Consider the following 18045-nt stretch of genomic DNA (forward strand, 5'->3'; position numbering starts at 1 on the left):
TAGGTCGTTGGACCTCTTGAATGTCGCCCTGCAGCGCCGGATTGGCTATGGTTGATCCGAACCGGGGTGACCTGCGACGCTTCACCCAATAACAAAGCCCAAGCGGAGTACCACAGATGGCGTTCTTCACCGCAGCCAGCAAAGCCGACTTCCAGCATCAACTGCAATCGGCCCTGGCTCAGCACATCAGCGAGCAGCAACTGCCACAAGTGGCGCTGTTCGCCGATCAGTTCTTCGGCATCATCTCGTTGGACGAACTCACCCAGCGCCGCCTCAGCGACCTGGCCGGCTGCACCCTGTCGGCGTGGCGACTGCTGCAGCGTTTCGATCATGCCAAGCCGCAGGTGCGGGTCTACAACCCCGATTACGAACGTCACGGCTGGCAGTCCACCCACACCGCCGTCGAGGTGCTGCATCACGACCTGCCGTTCCTGGTGGACTCGGTGCGTACCGAGCTCAACCGCCGCGGCTACAGCATTCATACCCTGCAGACCACCGTACTCAGCGTGCGCCGCGGCAGCCAGGGCGAGCTGCTCGAAGTGCTGGCCAAGGGTGCCCAGGGCGAAGACGTTCTGCATGAATCGCTGATGTACCTGGAAATCGACCGCTGCGCCAACGCCGCCGAACTCAACGTGCTCGCTCGCGAGCTGGAGCAGGTGCTGGGCGAGGTGCGCATCGCGGTGCAGGACTTCGAGCCGATGAAGGCCAAGGTCCGCGAAATGATCGCCCTGGTGGAGCAGACCGCGTTCGCCAGCGACGAGCAGGAAAAGGCCGAGATCAAGGCCTTCCTCGAATGGCTGACCGACAACCACTTCACCTTTCTGGGCTACGAGGAATTCGTGGTCGATGCCGACGCCCAGGGCGGTCAGCTCAGCTACGACCCCGCGTCCTTCCTCGGCCTGACCCGGCTGCTGCGCGCCGGCTTGAGCAGCGAAGAACTGCACATCGAAGACTACGCCGTGCAATATCTGCACGAGCCGATGCTGCTGTCCTTCGCCAAGGCGGCCCATCCAAGCCGCGTGCATCGTCCGGCCTATCCGGACTACGTGTCGATCCGCCAGATCGATGCCGACGGCAAGGTGCTCAAGGAATGCCGCTTCATGGGCCTGTACACCTCGTCGGTGTATGGCGAGAGCGTGCGCGAGATCCCCTACATTCGCCGCAAGGTCGCCGAGATCGAACGCCGCTCCGGTTTCCATGCCAAGGCACACCTGGGCAAGGAACTGGCCCAGGTGGTCGAAGTGCTGCCGCGTGACGACCTGTTCCAGACGCCGATCGACGAGCTGTTCAGCACGGTCATGTCGATCGTGCAGATCCAGGAGCGCAACAAGATCCGCGTGTTCCTGCGCAAGGACCCTTACGGCCGTTTCTGCTACTGCCTGGCCTACGTGCCGCGCGACGTCTATTCCACCGAAGTGCGGCAGAAGATCCAACAGGTGCTGATGGAGCGCCTCAAGGCCACGGACTGCGAGTTCTGGACGTTCTTCTCCGAGTCGGTGCTGGCGCGTGTGCAGTTGATCCTGCGTGTGGATCCGAAGAACCGCATCGACATCGACCCGCAGCAGCTGGAAAACGAAGTGATCCAGGCCTGCCGCTCGTGGCAGGACGACTACGCCAGCCTGACCATCGAAAGCTTCGGCGAGGCCGCCGGCACCAACGTGCTGGCCGATTTCCCGAAAGGCTTCCCGGCCGGTTTCCGCGAGCGCTTCGCGGCGCACTCGGCAGTGGTGGACATGCAGCACCTGCTGGCCCTGTCCGAAGCCCGCCCGCTGGTGATGAGCTTCTACCAGCCACTGGCGCAGAGCGGTGAACGCCAGCTGCACTGCAAGCTGTACCACGCCGACACGCCGCTGGCGCTTTCCGACGTCCTGCCGATCCTGGAGAACCTGGGCCTGCGCGTGCTCGGCGAGTTCCCGTACCGCCTGCGTCATCGCAGCGGCCGCGAGTACTGGATCCATGACTTCGCTTTCACCTACAGCGAAGGCTTGAATCTGGACATCCAGCAACTCAACGACACCCTGCAGGACGCCTTCGTCCACATCGTGCGCGGCGACGCCGAGAACGATGCGTTCAACCGGCTGGTGCTGACCGCAGGCCTGCCGTGGCGCGACGTTGCCCTGCTGCGTGCCTACGCGCGCTACCTCAAGCAGATTCGCCTGGGCTTCGATCTGGGCTACATCGCCAGCACCCTGAACAACCACACCGACATCGCCCGCGAACTGACGCGGTTGTTCAAGACCCGCTTCTACCTGGCACGCAAGCTGGCCGGCGACGACCTGGACGACAAGCAGCAGCGTCTGGAACAGGCGATTCTCACCGCCCTGGACGACGTTCAGGTGCTCAACGAAGACCGCATCCTGCGTCGCTACCTGGACCTGATCAAGGCCACTCTGCGCACCAACTTCTACCAGCCGGACAGCAATGGCCAGGTGAAGTCGTACTTCAGCTTCAAGTTCAACCCCAAGCTGATTCCCGAGTTGCCCAAGCCGGTGCCCAAGTTCGAGATCTTCGTCTACTCGCCACGGGTCGAGGGTGTTCACCTGCGCTTCGGCAACGTGGCCCGTGGTGGCCTGCGCTGGTCGGACCGCGAGGAAGACTTCCGCACCGAAGTGCTGGGCCTGGTCAAGGCGCAGCACGTGAAGAACTCGGTGATCGTGCCGGTGGGCGCAAAAGGCGGGTTCGTTCCGCGCCGCCTGCCCCTGGGCGGCAGCCGCGACGAGGTGCAGAACGAGGCGGTGGCCTGCTACCGCATCTTCATCTCCGGGCTGCTCGACATCACCGATAACCTCAAGGACGGCAGCGTCGTGCCGCCGGCCAACGTCGTGCGTCACGACGATGATGACCCGTACCTGGTGGTGGCTGCGGACAAGGGCACCGCGACTTTCTCCGACATCGCCAACGGCATCGCCATCGACTACGGTTTCTGGCTCGGCGATGCGTTCGCCTCGGGCGGCTCGGCAGGCTACGACCACAAGAAGATGGGCATCACCGCCAAGGGTGCCTGGGTCGGCGTGCAGCGGCATTTCCGCGAGCGCGGCATCAACGTGCAGAAAGACAGCATCACCGTCATCGGCATCGGCGACATGGCTGGCGACGTGTTCGGTAATGGCCTGTTGATGTCCGACAAGCTGCAACTGGTGGCGGCGTTCAACCACCTGCATATCTTCATCGACCCCAACCCGGAACCGGCCAGCAGCTTCGCCGAACGTCAGCGTCTGTACGACCTGCCGCGCTCGGCGTGGAGCGACTACGACACCTCGATCATGTCCGCCGGCGGCGGGATCTTCTCGCGCAGTGCCAAGAGCATCGCCATCAGCGCGCAGATGAAAGAACGCTTCGACATCAAGGCCGACAAGCTGACCCCGACCGAGCTGCTCAATGCGCTGCTCAAGGCACCGGTCGACCTGCTGTGGAACGGCGGTATCGGTACCTACGTCAAATCCAGCGACGAAAGCCATGCGGATGTGGGCGACAAGGCCAACGATGCGCTGCGCGTCAACGGCAACGAGCTGCGCTGCAAGGTGGTGGGCGAGGGCGGCAACCTGGGCATGACCCAACTGGGGCGTGTCGAGTTCGGCCTCAACGGCGGTGCCACCAACACCGACTTCATCGACAACGCGGCCGGGGTGGATTGCTCCGACCACGAGGTCAACATCAAGATCCTGCTCAACGAAGCCGTGCAGGCCGGCGACATGACCGAGAAGCAGCGCAACCTGCTGCTGGGCAGCATGACCGAGGAAGTCGGCCATCTGGTGCTGGGCAACAACTACAAGCAGACCCAGGCGTTGTCGCTGGCGGCGCGCAAGGCCTATGAGCGCCTGGCCGAGTACCGTCGTCTGATGGCCGACCTCGAGGCGCGTGGCAAGCTCGACCGGGCCATCGAATTCCTGCCGACCGAGGAGCAGCTCAACGAGCGCGTGGCGAACAAGCAGGGCCTGACCCGGGCCGAGCTGTCGGTGCTGATCTCCTACAGCAAGATCGACCTCAACGAAGCGCTGCTGGCCTCGCCGGTACCCGACGACGTCTACCTGACCCGCGACATGGAAACGGCGTTCCCGCCGTCGCTGGTCAGCAAATACGCCGAGGCCATGCGCAGCCACCGCCTCAAGCGCGAGATCGTCAGCACCCAGATCGCCAACGACCTGGTCAACAACATGGGCATCACCTTCGTCCAGCGTTTGAAGGAGTCCACGGGCATGACGCCGGCCAGCGTGGTCGGCGCCTACGCCATCGTGCGCGACATCTTCCACCTGCCGCACTGGTTCCGCCAGATCGAGGCGCTGGACTATCAGGTCTCCGCCGATGTGCAGTTGGCGTTGATGGACGAGCTGATGCGCCTGGGCCGTCGCGCCACCCGCTGGTTCCTGCGCAGCCGCCGCAACGAGCTGGACGCCGGTCGCGACGTGGCGCACTTCGGTCCGCATATCGCGGCCCTGGGTCTCAAGCTCGACGAACTACTCGAGGGGCCGACCCGCGAGCGCTGGCAGGCCCGCTACCAGGGCTACGTCGAGTCAGGCGTGCCGGAATTGCTGGCGCGCATGGTCGCTGGCACCAGCCACCTGTACACGCTGCTGCCGATCATCGAGGCATCGGATGTAACCGGTCAGAATGCCGCCGAAGTGGCCAAGGCGTTCTTCGCCGTGGGCAGCAAGCTGGACCTGACCTGGTACCTGCAGCAGATCAGCAGCCTGCCGGTGGAGAACAACTGGCAGGCGCTGGCCCGCGAGGCTTTCCGCGACGACATCGACCTGCAGCAACGGGCAATCACCATCTCCGTGCTGAAGATGCAGGACGCACCTGGAGACGTCGAGGAGCGCCTGGATCTGTGGCTGGAACAGCATGAGGTGATGGTCAAGCGCTGGCGCGCCATGCTCGACGAGATCAAGGCGGCAACAGGGACCGATTACGCCATGTATGCGGTGGCGAATCGTGAGCTGATGGACCTGGCGTTGAGCGGGGGGGTGCAAGTCAGTTGAGGCCAGCGTTGATTTCTGCAGGTCCTTGTGGGAGCGGGCTTTGCCCGCGAAAGCGTCGGACCTGCTGACTGCGACATTTACCTCCACCCACAAAAAAACCCGTCAAATGACGGGTTTTTTTGTGCAGCTCATTTCAGCGTGGTATCAAGCCTGAACCACCGGAATGTTCGCGTTGGCCGCGGCATCGCGGAACTCGGCGATCTGGTCGAAGCTCAGGTAGCGGTACACATCGGCAGCCATGCTGTCGATGCTGGCCGCGTACTCCATGTACTCCTCGACGGTCGGCAGCTTGCCCAGGATGGAAGCAACGGCAGCCAGCTCGGCGGACGCCAGGTACACGTTGGCACCATCGCCCAGGCGGTTCGGGAAGTTACGGGTCGAGGTCGACACCACGGTGGAGTTGGGTTCCACGCGTGCCTGGTTACCCATGCACAGCGAGCAGCCCGGCATCTCCATGCGCGCGCCAGCCTTGCCGTAGATGCCGTAGTAGCCTTCTTCGGTCAGCTGATGGGCATCCATCTTGGTCGGCGGCGACAGCCACAGACGGGTCGGCAGTTGGCCCTTGACCTTGTCGAGCAACTTGCCGGCAGCGCGGAAGTGGCCGATGTTGGTCATGCACGAACCGATGAACACTTCGTCGATCTTCTCGCCCTGAACGGTGGACAGCAGACGTGCATCGTCCGGGTCGTTCGGTGCGCACAGGACCGGCTCTTTCAAGTCGCTCAAGTCGATTTCGATGATCTCGGCGTATTCGGCGTCGGCATCGGCACTCAGCAGTTCCGGGTTGGCCAGCCAGGCTTCCATGGCCTGGGCACGACGTTCCATGGTCCGTGCATCGCCGTAGCCTTCGCTGATCATCCAGCGCAGCAGGGTGATGTTCGACTGCAGGTACTCGGCGATGGCCTTTTCCGGCAGCTTGATGGTGCAACCGGCGGCGGAGCGCTCGGCCGAGGCGTCGGACAGTTCGAATGCCTGCTCGACGGTCAGGTCGTTCAAGCCTTCGATTTCCAGGATGCGACCCGAGAAGGCGTTGATCTTGCCTTTCTTCTCGACGGTCAGCAGGCCTTTCTGGATGGCGTAGTACGGAATCGCGTGGACCAGGTCGCGCAGGGTGATGCCTGGCTGCATGGTGCCCTTGAAGCGCACCAGCACCGACTCGGGCATGTCCAGCGGCATGACGCCGGTGGCGGCTGCGAAAGCCACCAGGCCGGAACCGGCCGGGAACGAGATGCCGATCGGGAAGCGGGTGTGCGAGTCACCACCGGTGCCGACGGTGTCCGGCAGCAGCATGCGGTTCAGCCAGCTGTGGATGATGCCGTCGCCTGGACGCAGGGACACGCCACCACGGGTGCGGATGAAATCCGGCAGGGTGTGGTGGGTGGTCACGTCGATCGGCTTTGGATAGGCCGCGGTGTGGCAGAAGGACTGCATGACCAGATCGGCCGAGAAACCAAGGCAGGCCAGGTCTTTGAGTTCGTCGCGGGTCATCGGGCCAGTGGTGTCCTGGGAGCCGACGGTGGTCATCTTCGGTTCGCAGTAGGTGCCGGGACGCACGCCCTTGCCTTCGGGCAGGCCACAGGCCTTGCCGACCATCTTCTGCGCCAGGGTGTAGCCCTTGCCGGTGTCGACCGGGGCTTCGGGCAGCTTGAACAGATCGGTCGGACCCAGGCCCAGCTCGGCGCGTGCCTTGTCGGTCAGACCGCGGCCGACGATCAGCGGGATACGGCCGCCAGCGCGGACTTCGTCGAGCAGTACGGGTGTCTTGAGTTCGAAGGTGGTGATCACCTCGTCGCTGTCGTGCTTGCAGACTTTACCCTGGTGCGGGTAGAGGTCGATCACGTCGCCCATGTTGATGTTCGACACGTCGAACTCGATCGGCAGGGCGCCGGCGTCTTCCATGGTGTTGTAGAAGATCGGAGCGATCTTGGTGCCGAAGCAGAAGCCGCCGGCACGCTTGTTCGGCACGTACGGGATGTCGGTACCGAAGAACCACAGCACCGAGTTGGTCGCCGATTTACGCGACGAACCGGTACCGACCACGTCACCCACGTAGGCCACGGGGTAGCCGTCGGCGTACATCTGGGCAATCTGCTTCATCGGGCCGATCGAGCCCTGAACGTCGGGCACGATGCCTTCGCGGGCCATTTTCAGCATGGCCAAGGCGTGCAACGGGATGTCCGGGCGCGACCAGGCGTCAGGCGCCGGGGAGAGGTCGTCGGTGTTGGTTTCGCCGGTGACCTTGAAGACCCGCAGGCTGATCTTGTCGGCCAGGGTCGGACGCTTCTTGAACCACTCGCCATCTGCCCAGGACTGCAGCACGCCTTGAGCGTGGGTGTTGCCGTTCTTGGCTTTTTCCGCGACGTCGTGGAAGGCATCGAACATCAGCAGGGTGAACTTGAGCTGTTCGGCAGCCACCGGCGCCAGGGTGGCGTCGTCGAGCAGTTCGACCATGGTGGCGATGTTGTAGCCGCCCTGCATGGTGCCGAGCAGTTCCACGGCACGCTTGCTGTCGATCAGCGGGGAGGTGGCTTCGCCCTTGGCCACGGCGGAAAGGAAACCGGCCTTGACGTAGGCGGCTTCGTCCACCCCTGGTGGTACGCGGTTGGTGATCAGGTCGACCAGGAAGGCTTCTTCGCCGGCGGGAGGGTTCTTCAGCAGCTCGACCAGGCCTGCGGTTTGTTCGGCGTTAAGCGGCTGGGGCACGATACCCTGGGCGGCACGCTCTTCGATGTGTTTGCGATAGGCTTCAAGCACAGTTATTACCCTCATCAGTGGTCCCGGAAGGGACGCTCATCCAGGGAATGCCTGCATCCATGCGCACGGGCTTTTCGGCCGTTCAGCCAGGAAGGCAGGTATTCCTTACAGAAGCTGTTTTCAAAGTTTTACGCCTGTAGAAGGGAAAACTGATGAGGGCTGGCACCGGATGAACGGTGCCAACACCCTTCTACTGGATCGACTGTGCTCGTGACGCTTTGAAAACAGCTTCCAATGGACATTGGCGCCTAAAAAGGCTGCATGATTCTACGTTAATTCGCGCAGGAAGTTAAGTTAAGCCCCACGATTTCTGGGGTGACCCCTGTTAGACAAAGGACTAACATGCGCCCGGTGTTCCACCGTCCAGTGTGCTGATTCGCCATGTCCAACCATTCCATCAAGACGCCCTGCGTGGGCCTGTGCTCGACCGTCTACGGGGACCTCGTGTGCCGTGGCTGCAAGCGCTACCACCATGAAGTCATTCACTGGAACGGCTACGACGAAGCGCAGAAACGCGCGGTGTGGGTGCGGCTGGAGCAGTTGCTGGTGCAGGTCATGGTGGCCAAGCTGGAAGTGTTCGACCCCTTGAAGCTGCGCCAACAACTGGAACAACGCAAGATACGTTTCGTCGAGCGGCAGTCGGAGTACTGCTGGGCCTACCAGTTGATCGCCCGCGGTGCGCGGGTGATCAACAACCTGGAAGCCTATGGGCTGGTGCTGCTGCCCGAGTTCCGCGACTGGGATCTGCCACAACTGCGCGATGCCATCGATCGGGAATTCTTCATTCTCTCGGAGGCGCATTACCAGCGCTACATCGCGCCATCGTTCGTGCGCGAGCTGACCGAACAGCGCATTATCTGAAGCTGACTCCGTGGTGACGCCTTCGCGGGCAGAGACCCGCTCCCACAGGGACCGCGCTCGCTGTTGTCTGGGAGCGGGTCTCTGCCCGCGAACAGGCTACCCTGCTCCCACAGGGACCGCGCTCGCACTTGTGTGGGAGCGGGTCTCTGCCCGCGAACAGGCTACCCCGCTCCCACAGGGATCGCGCTCGCTGTTGTGTGGGAGCGGGTCTCTGCCCGCGAACAGGCTACCTCGCTACCACAGGGACCGCGCTCGCTGTTGTGTGGGAGCGGGTCTCTGCCCGCGAACAGGCTACCCCGATCACTCTATATTTCTGGATACCCCATGCTCATAGTCGCCGACGAAAACATCCCGCTGCTCGACGCTTTCTTCGAAGGCTTTGGAGAAATCCGTCGCTATCCCGGCCGGTCGATCGATCGCGCGGCGGTTGCCGAGGCCGACGTTCTGCTGGTGCGCTCGGTGACCCAGGTCGACCGCGCCTTGCTTGAAGGCAGCCCGGTGCGCTTCGTCGGCACCTGCACCATCGGCACCGACCATCTGGACCTCGACCACTTCGCCGAGGCCGGCATCCGCTGGGCCAGTGCCCCGGGCTGCAATGCCCGTGGTGTAGTCGACTACGTGCTGGGCAGCCTGCTGACCCTGGCCGAGGTCGAAGGCCTGCCGCTGAACGGGCGTTGCTACGGCATCGTCGGTGCCGGGCAGGTCGGCGGGCGACTGGTCCAGGTACTGCGCGGGTTGGGCTGGGACGTGCGGGTATGTGATCCCTTTCGCGAGACCAGCGAAGGCGGTGACTTCGTCAGCCTGGAGCACATCGTCGAACACTGCGACGTGATCAGCCTGCACACGCCGCTGACCCGCAGCGGCGCTCATCCGACCTGGCACCTGTTCGACGAAGCGCGTCTGCGCGCCCTCAAACCGGGCACCTGGCTGATCAATGCCGCGCGCGGCCCGGTGATCGACAACGTCGCACTGCGTCACGTCCTGCTGGCGCGCGAAGACCTGCAAGCGGTACTCGACGTCTGGGAGTGGGAGCCTGCGGTCGATCGCGAACTGGCCGACTGCTGCGTGATCGGCACGCCGCACATCGCCGGCTACAGCCTCGACGGTCGCCGCCGTGGCACGGCGCAGATCTATCAAGCCTTGTGCGAGTTCCTCGGGCGCAATGCCGACGTGCAGTTACAAGACCTGTTACCCAAACCCTGGCTGGGAGAGGTGAACCTGAGCGCCGACACCGATCCGGACTGGGCGCTGGCCATGCTGTGCCGCGGTGTCTACGACCCCCGTCGTGATGATGCCGATTTCCGCCGCAGCCTGGACGCGGACACCGATCGGCAGCGACTCGCCTTCGACCAGTTGCGCAAGCATTACCCACCACGCCGCGAGATCGAAGGCCTGCGCGTGCGTATCGACGGCCCGGCACCTGTGCTCGAGCGCATCGTCGCCGCCCTGGGTGCGGTCCTGGTTTAGCCGAGCCCAAGAAACACGAACCCGGCCGTCTGTCATTTCTGTCAGGGCCGGGTTTGAAAGGCAGTGAAGCGAGTGGTTCGATCAGACGTTGCCAGCGGGTTTGACGACGTGCTCTTCCAGCTCGCGACAGGCTTCCTGCACCATGTCTTCGGTAATGGGCACTTCGCGGCCCTGCTCGTCGATGATCGAACCACCGACGGGCTCATGGGGGTGCACCCGTACCACTTCGATGCTTTTCTGCGTGTCGTCATGCGAGCTCATGGCCTGTCTCCTCTTCAGGTGTTTGCGCCGTTTGTTACGGCCTGCTTCCTAGCTGACTTTGTGCGATTCATGGAGTTCCACTGTAGTCGATCCCGCGTCCGGGTGTAGGCTTGTGGACCCTCTGAATACGGATCATCCCCCTTGCAGCTATTGTCTTCAAGTCAACGTCGTGGCCTGCGCCTGGCGTGGCGTTTTGTACGCCCTTATCGATGGCAGGCCATCGGCGCGCTGCTGGCGTTGCTGGTCACCGCCGGTATCACCCTGTCCATGGGGCAGGGCATTCGGATGCTGGTCGACCAGGGCTTCATGACCCAGTCCACGCACCTGCTCAACCGCTCCATCGCGGTGTTCATGGTGTTGGTACTGGCCCTGGCGACGGGGACCTTTGCGCGGTTCTACCTGGTGTCCTGGATCGGCGAGCGCTGTGTCGCCGATATCCGCAGGCAGGTCTTCGATCATCTGGTCCACCTGCACCCGGCGTTCTACGAGAACAACCGCAGCTCAGAAATCCAGTCGCGGCTGACCACTGACACGGCCTTGCTGCAATCGGTCATCGGCTCGTCGCTGTCGATGTTTCTGCGCAACCTGCTGATGGTGATCGGCGGCGTGGTGCTGCTGTTCATCACCAATCCCAAGCTCACCAGTATCGTGGTGGTCGCCTTGCCGCTGGTGCTGGCGCCGATCCTGATGTTCGGTCGCCAGGTGCGGCGTCTGTCGCGACAGAGCCAGGATCGCATCGCCAACGTCGGCAGCTACGTCGCCGAAACCCTGACTCAGATCAAGACGGTGCAGGCCTACAACCACCAGGGCGAGGACCAGCGACGCTTCGCCGTGACCGTGGAGCAGGCGTTCGACACGGCCAGGCGGCGCATCGTCCAGCGCGCCTGGTTGATCGCGCTAGTGATCGTGCTGGTGCTGGGCGCGGTGGCAGTGATGCTGTGGGTGGGTGGCATGGACGTGATCGGCGGACGCATTTCGGCCGGCGAACTCGCTGCGTTCGTGTTCTACAGCCTGATCGTCGGCAGCGCCTTCGGCACCCTCAGTGAGGTGGTCGGTGAACTGCAACGCGCCGCTGGCGCTGCGCAACGGATCGCCGAACTGTTGCAGGCGCGTAGCGCGATTCGGCCGCCCACCGAGGGCTTGCAGCAGTTGCCGTCTCGGGTGACCGGCGCGTTGGCCCTCGAGCAGGTGGTTTTTGCCTACCCAACGCGGGAGGACGCACCGGCCATCCGGGGCTTGAGCCTGACGGTTCGGCCGGGTGAGACCCTGGCCTTGGTCGGGCCTTCCGGCGCCGGCAAGTCGACGCTGTTCGAACTGTTGCTGCGGTTCTACGATCCGCAGCAGGGCCGTCTGCTCATCGACGGTATCGATCTGCGCCAGCTTGACCCGCAGGACCTGCGTCGACATTTCGCCATCGTCTCGCAAACGCCGGCGCTGTTCTTCGGCAGCGTCGAGGACAATATCCGTTATGGTCGCGCCGACGCCACCGCCGAGCAGGTCGAGACGGCTGCGCGCATCGCCCATGCTCATGATTTCATCGTGCAGCTGCCGCAGGGCTATCAGACGCCGCTGGGCGATGCCGGCATGGGACTTTCAGGCGGACAGCGCCAACGCCTGGCGATTGCACGAGCGCTGCTGGTCGATGCACCGATCCTGCTGCTGGACGAAGCCACCAGCGCCCTGGATGCGCAGAGTGAACACCTGATCCAGCAGGCCTTGCCTACGTTGATGCAGGGCCGCACGACGCTGGTCATCGCCCACCGTCTGGCCACGGTGCAGAACGCCGACCGCATTGCTGTGATTGATCAAGGATGTCTGGTGGCGCTGGGGACCCACGCCGAGCTGGTGGCCAGCAACCCACTGTACGCGCGCCTGGCGCACCTGCAATTCGGTCGCTAGAGCGGACGGCCCCCAGGGCTGGGGGCCGGAATCATCAACGGTACTGGCAGAGGTAGGCGGTTTCCACTTCCACGGTCAGCTGAAACTTGCTGTTGGCCGGTACATCGAACTGGCTGCCGGCGGTGAAGGTTTGCCAGTCGCTGGCATCGGGCAGCTTGACCGTCAGGGCGCCGGATACCACGTGCATGACTTCGCTCTGGGCCGTACCGAATTCATACTCGCCCGGCGCCATGACGCCAATGGTGGCCGGGCCGTCAGCCTCGGTGAAAGCGATGGACTTGACGGTGCCGTCGAAGTATTCGTTGACCTTGAACATGAGTCGGTTCCTTGCGAAGGGGGTGGAAAGGGCTGGCCAGTATGCCCAAGCCCTGGCAGGCCGTCATCCGCTTTACGGCGCCAGCACCATGGGCAGCAGGCGCGCGGTGTTGCGCGCGTCTTCCAGGGCCCGGTGCTGCTGGCCGCTGAACTGCAGGCCGGCCAGTTGCAGAGCGCTGGTCAGGCCTAGCGGCCGCGGCAATTGGCGAGCCTTGGCGAAGCGCTGCTTGAGATTGATGTGCGGCACCCGCGCCAGCACGCTCTCCAGGTTGTGCCGCTGCCAGTCCTGCAGCAGCTGCAGGCGGTCATAGTCGCCCCAACTGACCCAACCCTGCAGTTGCCCTCGATGAGGCGCCAGCCACTGCTCGAAGCTTCTCCAGACCTGAGTCAGAACCGCTGCATCGTCCACGTCCGCCTGGCCGATGTGCGTCAGCTCGCGGCAGAACGGCGTCAGACTGGGGCGGCGCACCGGTTTGACGAACCGCTGGAAGTGGTCGACCTCACTGCCATCGCGGTTGACCAGGCTCGCACCGATCTCGATGATTTCCATTTCGGTGACCGGCCAACCACCTTCGTCGGTGGTGGCTTCCAGGTCGATGACCAGCCAATGCGGCATACCAGGCTCCCAGGCACATGCGCTTAGAGGCTAGAGCCCAACTTGATGCAAAGAGTTCCGAGATCCGGGAACAGGAGAGCGGGGCAGGCCGCCGCAGGCGGGGTCGAGGGTGTCAGGCGCATATACAGGGTTTAGCAGTTGTCAGCCCGACATAAAACCCCTAGCGTACGTGCTTCGCGAAACGGCTGGTGAGGGTTCTCTGTCTTGAAGTACGGTTATGTTAAGGCGGCCCTGCCACGTCTGTTGCTGGCCGGGTTGGCCCTTTGGGGGCTGGGCGCGCACGCGGCCCAGGAAGTGCGTGTGGGCGCTGCGCACTTTCCGCCCTATGTGGTGCATCCCGAACAAGGCAGCAACGAAGGCCTGCTGCCCCTGCTCATCGATCAGCTCAATCAGGTGCAGACCAACTGGCACTTCGTTCTGGTGCCCACCTCGATCGCTCGACGTTATCAGGACTTCGAGAAGGGCAGGGTCGACATGGCGATGTTCGAGAACCCGGCGTGGGGCTGGCAGCGCATCAAGCACAGCGCGGTCGACCTGGGGCTGGAGGATGCCGAGGTCTTCGTGGCGCTCAAGCAAGGCAACGATCAGGAGTTCTTCGACGATCTGGATGGCAAGCGCATGGCGTTGTTCTACGGCTATCACTACGCGTTCGCGGATTTCGACGCCAACCCGCAGTACCTGTTGCGCCGCTTCAACGCCGTATTGACGTATTCACATGAAAGCAACCTGATGATGATCGTGCGCAAGCGTGCCGACATCGCCTTGGTGACGCGGTCGTTCCTGGCGGATTTCATCGCTCACAATCCGGAGGTCGGCGCGCAGTTGCTGGTCTCCCAACGAGTCGATCAGATCTATCGGCACTATGCGCTATTGCGCCCCGGTGCGCCCATCACAGCCGAGGAGTTCGCCGCGCTGATGCAGCAGATGCATGCCAGCGGCAGACTGCAGCCCATCTTTACACCCGCCAAGGTAGCGGTACTGGAGCAACCCGCCCGTCGAGTTGCAGTGCGTCAACCGGCCGCCAAGCCCTGAGGGGGTCAACGGTAGGATTGGCGTCCTGATACGCGGATGACGTAGGCCCGGCTCTCGCGCTCTGCTTCCTCGCGAGTCGCGAACGGGCCTTCGAGGGTGTTTTCCCGCGTGCTGAAAAAGTAGAAGCCGTTGACCGTACTGAACCGTTCGGCACGAAAGTGCGTGGTTTCAACGAGGTCCTGCGCACGCTTGCCGAACATGATGGGAATCCTGTGTAGGGTTCGATCTTTGACGTGGATCAGGTGTGTCCACCGCTGGCGCCATCGAGGAAGTACGAAGGCGCTGGCGGCGAGAGCTTAAAGCATTTCTTCGGGTCGCACCCACTGATCGAACTCGGATTCGCTCAGGTAACCCAGCGACAATGCGGATTCGCGCAGGGTCAGGCCTTCAGCGTAGGCCTTCTTGGCAATCTCGGCGGCTTTATCGTAGCCAATGTGCGGATTGAGCGCCGTGACCAGCATCAGCCCGCGCTCGAGGTGCTCGCCCATCTGCTGCGCATCCGGTACCAGGCCTGCCACGCAGTGCTCCTGGAAATTGCGGCAGCCATCGGCAAGCAGCTTGATCGATTGCAGCAGGTTATGGATGATCACCGGCTTGTAGACGTTGAGCTGCAGGTGACCCTGGCTTGCGGCGATGCCGATCACCACGTCATTGCCCATGACCTGGCAGGCGAGCATGGACAGTGCTTCGCACTGGGTTGGATTCACCTTGCCGGGCATGATGGAACTGCCTGGTTCATTGGCAGGCAACTTGATCTCGGCCAGTCCTGCACGGGGTCCGGAGCCCAGCAGACGGAAGTCATTGGCCAGTTTCATCAAGGCCACGGCGAGGGTCTTGAGTGCGCCCGACAAGCTGGTCAGGGCCTCATGGCCAGCCAATGCCGCGAACTTGTTCGGCGCGGTGACGAAGGGCAGCCCGGAGAGCGCCGCCAGTTCGGCGGCGATCGCTTCGCCGAAACCTTTGGGTGCATTGAGCCCGGTACCCACCGCCGTACCGCCCTGGGCCAGCTCGCATACCGCGGGGAGGGCGTTGCGGATGGCCTTCTGTGCGTACTCCAGCTGTGCCACATAGGCCGAGACTTCCTGGCCGAAGGTGATCGGCGTGGCGTCCATCATGTGCGTGCGACCGGTCTTGACCAGTTGCATATGTCGCCCGGCCAGTTCGGCCAGGCCCTCACCCAGCACGGCGATCGCCGGCAATAGATCGGCGTGCACGGCCTGGGCAGCAGCGATGTGCATGGCAGTGGGGAAGCAATCGTTGGAGCTCTGCGAGCGGTTGACGTGGTCGTTGGGATGCACTGGCGACTTACCGCCACGCCCCTTGCCGGCCAGTTCGTTGGCCCGACCGGCAATCACTTCGTTGACATTCATGTTGCTCTGGGTGCCGCTGCCCGTCTGCCAGACCACCAGAGGGAACTGATCGTCATGCTCGCCGGCGAGCACTTCGTTGGCGGCCTGCTCAATCAATCGAGCGATATCGGCCGGCAGATCGCCGTTGCGATCGTTGACCCGCGCGGCGGCCTTCTTGACCAGCGCCAGGGCGTGCGAAACCGGCAGCGGCATGCGTTCCTCGCCGATGGCGAAATTCACCAGCGAACGCTGGGTCTGGGCGCCCCAGTAGGCCTCTTCAGGAACTTCGACCTGTCCCAGGCTGTCTGTTTCGATACGACTCATGCTGTTCATGCTCCTTGTTGTCGATCTCGCGTCACACCCCGACGATGCACGGGCGGGTCTCGCTGCGGTTCACCGGCAGCCTTGGCTGTTAGGGTACGCACCCCGCTTCAGGTTCCATGAAACTGTACTTGCCGTTCGTAGCCCGGGGTTGAGTGACGCACGAACATGAGCGCAGAATGATCGTTTCTGGGGTTCTACCTCGCCTGCTAGATAAGGAAACTCGATGACTCGTTTTCGCGCCATCTGCACCGCGGCTGTTCTCGTCTGTGCCAGTGGCCAGGTCCTTGCCGACACCGCCAGCCACAACGCCAGCGCCGAAGCCTTCCTGATGATGGCTCATGCGGACAAGCTGGGTACACCGGTGTACATGCAAGTACAGCAAATGTTCGCCCAGCGCTTCGAGCAGACCAAGGCACCGGCCAGCAAGCAGGCCACCCTGGAAACCTACCAGGCCAAGGCCAACGCCGCGCTGGATCAAGCCATCGGCTGGCCGAAGCTCAAGCCTGACATGGTCAAGCTGTACACCAGCAACTTCTCCGAGCAGGAGCTCAAGGACCTGGTCAAGTTCTACCAGTCGCCACTGGGCAAGAAAGTCCTGGAAAAAATGCCGGCCGTGACCCAGCAGTCCGCCCAGCTGACCCAGCAGAAGCTGGAAAGCGCGGTACCCGTGGTCAACAACCTGCTGGCTGACATGACCAAGGAACTGGACCCACAGGGCGCTGCCAAGGCTGCTGCCGGTGCGGCCAAGCCTGCGAAGCCATAACGGAGTCGCTGGCGATGTCGATGAAGGAACGCATCGTGTCCACGCTGCAGATGCTGCAACCCGAGCATCTTGACGTGCTCGACGAGAGCCATATGCACAGCCGTGGCACCGAGACGCACTACAAGGCGGTTCTGGTCAGCGAACGTTTCGCCGGCCTGAACAGTGTCAAGCGCCACCAACTGGTGTATGGCACGCTCGGCGAGCTGATGGGCGAGTTCCATGCCCTGGCGTTGCATACCTACACGCCGCAGGAATGGGCGCAGGTCGGTGCTGCACCGGCGTCGCCCACCTGCGCCGGCGGTGGGCGCTGAGCCCTGAGCACTGGGCTTCGAAACTTGCTAGAATCCAGAACCCGCCATCGGCATGCCGCTGGCGGGTTTTTTCATTCAGGTACCCTTGAAACCAGTTCCCCGACCTGTCTCGTGACTTGTCCCCTGAAAACATACCGGTCCGGCCCTTGCGCGGTCGACCACCTGGAGCGTTTTACCCATGACCCAAGTGATCGTCGTGGCGGCACTGTACAAGTTCGTCACCTTGGAAAACTACGTCGAGATGCGTGAGCCGCTGCTGCAGGCCATGCTCGACAACGGCATCAAGGGCACCTTGTTGATTGCCGAAGAAGGCATCAACGGCACGGTGTCCGGCACCCGCGCAGGTATCGACGGGCTGCTGGCCTGGCTCAAGCTCGATCCGCGCATGGACGACATCGACCACAAGGAGTCCTACTGCGACGAACAGCCGTTCTATCGCACCAAGGTCAAGTTGAAGAAAGAAATCGTCACCCTCGGCGTACCCGGTGTGGATCCCAATCGTACGGTGGGTACCTATGTCGAGCCACAGGACTGGAATGCGTTGCTCGACGATCCTGAGGTCCTGCTGATCGATACCCGCAACGACTACGAGGTCGCCATCGGCACCTTTCAGGGCGCCGTGGACCCCAGGACCGCGTCGTTCCGTGAGTTCCCCGACTACATCAAGGCCCACTTCGACCCAGCCGTGCACAAGAAGGTCGCGATGTTCTGCACCGGCGGCATCCGCTGCGAAAAAGCCTCCAGCTACATGCTGGGCGAAGGGTTCGAAGAGGTCTATCACCTCAAGGGCGGCATTCTCAAATACCTGGAAGAGGTGCCCCAGCAGGAAAGCAAGTGGGAAGGCGACTGCTTCGTCTTCGACAATCGCGTTACCGTACGCCACGACCTCAGCGAAGGCGACTACGACCAATGCCACGCCTGCCGCACACCGATCAGTGTCGAAGACCGTGCCAGCGAGCACTATGTACCCGGCGTCAGTTGTCCGCATTGCTGGAACAGCCTGAGCGAGAAGACCCGCAAGAGCGCCATTGATCGTCAGAAACAGATCGAACTGGCTCGCGCGCGCAATCTGCCGCACCCTATCGGGCACAATTACCGCAAAGCCGCTCAGGACTGA

Annotated in this window: 14 protein-coding genes; 8 read left to right on the plus strand and 6 right to left on the minus strand. The window is 63.0% G+C overall.

Going from position 1 to position 18045, the window contains the following annotated elements; all coding sequences use genetic code 11:
- The first annotated feature begins 116 nt into the window (after window positions 1–116).
- A complete protein-coding gene (locus QMX89_RS05605) occupies window positions 117–4976 on the plus strand; it encodes an NAD-glutamate dehydrogenase (protein WP_134721487.1) in 4860 nt (1619 codons plus the stop codon).
- Window positions 4977–5120: 144 nt separating this feature from the next.
- Here QMX89_RS05605 and acnB read toward each other — a convergent pair whose 3' ends face one another.
- Window positions 5121–7730 (minus strand): bifunctional aconitate hydratase 2/2-methylisocitrate dehydratase, encoded by a 2610-nt coding sequence (gene acnB / locus QMX89_RS05610; protein ID WP_049860996.1) that lies wholly within the window; start codon window positions 7728–7730, stop codon window positions 5121–5123.
- A 381-nt stretch (window positions 7731–8111) separates the two neighbouring features.
- Here acnB and QMX89_RS05615 point away from each other — a divergent pair, with 381 nt between their 5' ends.
- Window positions 8112–8591 (plus strand): DUF1289 domain-containing protein, encoded by a 480-nt coding sequence (locus QMX89_RS05615; protein WP_049860995.1) that lies wholly within the window; start codon window positions 8112–8114, stop codon window positions 8589–8591.
- 324 nt (window positions 8592–8915) lie between these two features.
- Entirely contained in the window at window positions 8916–10058 is a 1143-nt protein-coding gene (pdxB, locus tag QMX89_RS05620; RefSeq protein ID WP_282347343.1) for a 4-phosphoerythronate dehydrogenase PdxB, read from the plus strand.
- Window positions 10059–10139: 81 nt separating this feature from the next.
- Here the strand turns inward: pdxB and QMX89_RS05625 are convergent, their stop codons facing one another.
- Window positions 10140–10319, minus strand: coding sequence for a PA1571 family protein (locus QMX89_RS05625; protein WP_049860993.1), 180 nt, complete (start codon window positions 10317–10319; stop codon window positions 10140–10142).
- Window positions 10320–10460: 141 nt separating this feature from the next.
- On the opposite strand from QMX89_RS05625, the gene QMX89_RS05630 reads away from it, so the two are divergent.
- Window positions 10461–12218, plus strand: coding sequence for an ABC transporter ATP-binding protein/permease (locus tag QMX89_RS05630; protein ID WP_282347345.1), 1758 nt, complete (start codon window positions 10461–10463; stop codon window positions 12216–12218).
- 34 nt (window positions 12219–12252) lie between these two features.
- Here the strand turns inward: QMX89_RS05630 and QMX89_RS05635 are convergent, their stop codons facing one another.
- Together QMX89_RS05635 and QMX89_RS05640 are read right to left on the minus strand one after the other, a co-directional pair.
- The gene (locus tag QMX89_RS05635; protein WP_056843209.1) at window positions 12253–12534 is read right to left on the minus strand and encodes a pyrimidine/purine nucleoside phosphorylase; all 282 of its coding nucleotides are present in this window, start codon (window positions 12532–12534) and stop codon (window positions 12253–12255) included.
- 72 nt (window positions 12535–12606) lie between these two features.
- Window positions 12607–13149: an exonuclease domain-containing protein gene (locus tag QMX89_RS05640; RefSeq protein ID WP_282347346.1), complete on the minus strand. Its 543-nt coding sequence runs from the start codon at window positions 13147–13149 to the stop codon at window positions 12607–12609.
- 246 nt (window positions 13150–13395) lie between these two features.
- On the opposite strand from QMX89_RS05640, the gene QMX89_RS05645 reads away from it, so the two are divergent.
- Window positions 13396–14181: a transporter substrate-binding domain-containing protein gene (locus QMX89_RS05645; protein WP_282347416.1), complete on the plus strand. Its 786-nt coding sequence runs from the start codon at window positions 13396–13398 to the stop codon at window positions 14179–14181.
- 5 nt (window positions 14182–14186) lie between these two features.
- Here QMX89_RS05645 and QMX89_RS05650 read toward each other — a convergent pair whose 3' ends face one another.
- Together QMX89_RS05650 and QMX89_RS05655 are read right to left on the minus strand one after the other, a co-directional pair.
- Window positions 14187–14381: a DUF6316 family protein gene (locus QMX89_RS05650; RefSeq protein ID WP_049860989.1), complete on the minus strand. Its 195-nt coding sequence runs from the start codon at window positions 14379–14381 to the stop codon at window positions 14187–14189.
- Between the two features lie 96 nt (window positions 14382–14477).
- A complete protein-coding gene (locus QMX89_RS05655; RefSeq protein ID WP_282347347.1) occupies window positions 14478–15854 on the minus strand; it encodes a class II fumarate hydratase in 1377 nt (458 codons plus the stop codon).
- 223 nt (window positions 15855–16077) lie between these two features.
- Between QMX89_RS05655 and QMX89_RS05660 the strand changes: the two genes are divergently transcribed.
- From QMX89_RS05660 to QMX89_RS05670, 3 genes are all read left to right on the plus strand, one after another.
- On the plus strand, window positions 16078–16617 hold the full coding sequence (locus QMX89_RS05660) for a DUF2059 domain-containing protein (protein ID WP_056843206.1): 540 nt from the start codon (window positions 16078–16080) through the stop codon (window positions 16615–16617).
- Between the two features lie 14 nt (window positions 16618–16631).
- Complete coding sequence (locus tag QMX89_RS05665) at window positions 16632–16928, plus strand: BolA family protein (protein ID WP_049860987.1); 297 nt, start codon at window positions 16632–16634, stop codon at window positions 16926–16928.
- A 178-nt stretch (window positions 16929–17106) separates the two neighbouring features.
- On the plus strand, window positions 17107–18045 hold the full coding sequence (locus QMX89_RS05670) for a rhodanese-related sulfurtransferase (protein ID WP_282347348.1): 939 nt from the start codon (window positions 17107–17109) through the stop codon (window positions 18043–18045).

Origin of the sequence: Pseudomonas sp. PS01301 (genome assembly GCF_029960215.1) — a bacterium.
GTDB lineage: Bacteria > Pseudomonadota > Gammaproteobacteria > Pseudomonadales > Pseudomonadaceae > Aquipseudomonas > Aquipseudomonas coleopterorum.